The sequence below is a fragment of the Intestinibacter sp. genome (genome assembly GCF_051866655.1).
GTDB lineage: Bacteria > Bacillota > Clostridia > Peptostreptococcales > Peptostreptococcaceae > Intestinibacter.
The window spans coordinates 1-1,577 of sequence record NZ_JBJDXL010000095.1 but is presented as its reverse complement, the minus strand read 5'-3'; the positions used below and the strand labels follow the sequence as shown (position 1 = coordinate 1,577).

The window sequence follows — 1,577 nt, the reverse complement described above, 5'->3', positions numbered from 1 at the left end:
CACTCGGAATATTAATATATAATTTTGGCGAGAAATGTGTGATAAAGTATTATTTTGTATTAATTTATTAAAAATAATGCTTTTTTTTTGTATGAAAGTACAAAACTATGTACAGGCAGTGTATTGAAATTTTAAAAAAGAGAATTATAATATAAGTAATTATCAAATATATAATGCGGTGTTTAGGCTTAATTGATTATTTTAGTTAGTTTTTTTAAGGAAAAGTCTTTAATTAAGAGGGAGAATTAAAGTACGAAAATTTTGTAAAAATGAGGATATAAAATTAAAAAATTTTGTTTATGTGGGGGAATACATATGGATAGGATAAATAATAATATAAAATTCTATACATTTATTGACATTTTAGAGACTTATTCGGATAAGAATGTCTCACTTTCGATTAAAGAGATTAATAATCATATGAAAAAGAGATTGGGAATTGTGCTGGATAGAAGGACGATTTACAACTATATGAGGGATATGAAGGCGCTTGGTTTTGATGTGAGTGATTATGATAAGCATAAAGAGGGGTATTATTTGAATTCGCATACGCTTGAGCCATATGAGATCAAGATTTTGTCGGATGCTGTTTTGACTAGCAATTTTATTACTAAGGGCAAGTCTTTGGAGCTGCTTGCAAAGCTTAAGTCTTTTAATTCTATATATCAGAATAGAGATTTTATTGATAATATTTTTATTGAGGATATACCTAAGTCTACTAATGAGGAAATTTTTTCTAATATGATGGTTATCGACAAGGCTATCAAGGAGGGAAAGAAGATTAGGTTTAATTATTGTAATTATGATTGTTTTAAGCGTTTGGTGTATAGGGTTGATGATGATGGCGAGAGAAAGGTTTATGTTAAGAGCCCTGTTTATTTGATTTTGAGGAATAAGAATTATTATTTGGTTTGTGCGGAGGAAAATTCTAATGTTCTTAAGAATTATCGAGTAGATAGGATGCTGAATGTGACTAAGCTAGAAGAGGATATTACGGAATTGTCTGCTTTTTTGGAGTGTAGAAATGGATTTAATCCAATGGAGTATTTGAGAAGGTCTTTTAAGATGTTTGGGGGAGAGCTTTCTATTATAATGGTAGAGTTTAAAAGAAATCTTTTGAATTATTTGCTAGATGAGTTCGGTGATTATGTATATATTATGGAAAAGGACAATTTTGAGAATAATAATTTGTCTCATGAGGTTAGATGGGACTGTTTTAGTTACCAAATTTTGGAGAAAATTTTGGGCGAAAAGACGTACGAGGAGTATATTTTGTCGGGGAAATATATAGAGGACAGCTATACTAGGGATGTGATAGATAGTTTTAGTGAGAAAATTAAGTCTATTATTGAAGATGGAATGGCTGGTGAGGCGCAAGAAAAGGCTGAGAGGAATTATGAGATAGTTGATTATAGTGCGGATAGAAGATTAGAGGTTGATATGGAGGCTGCAGATGAATGTGGCGACGGAGAGGACTGTGCTGGTCAGCGTGATGGCGGCGAAAAGAGATATTCTGACCAGTGCAGTGAAGACCAAGAGAGATATATCGGGGTTTTTGTGGCTAAGGACGGCATGGG

At 32.3% G+C, this 1,577-nt stretch carries 1 protein-coding gene; it reads left to right on the top strand.

The window, feature by feature from the left end:
• Positions 1-315: 315 nt before the first annotated feature.
• Positions 316-1,577: helix-turn-helix transcriptional regulator (locus tag ACI3VO_RS02525; RefSeq protein WP_439756403.1), on the top strand; the 1,262-nt coding region annotated here is incomplete at its 3' end.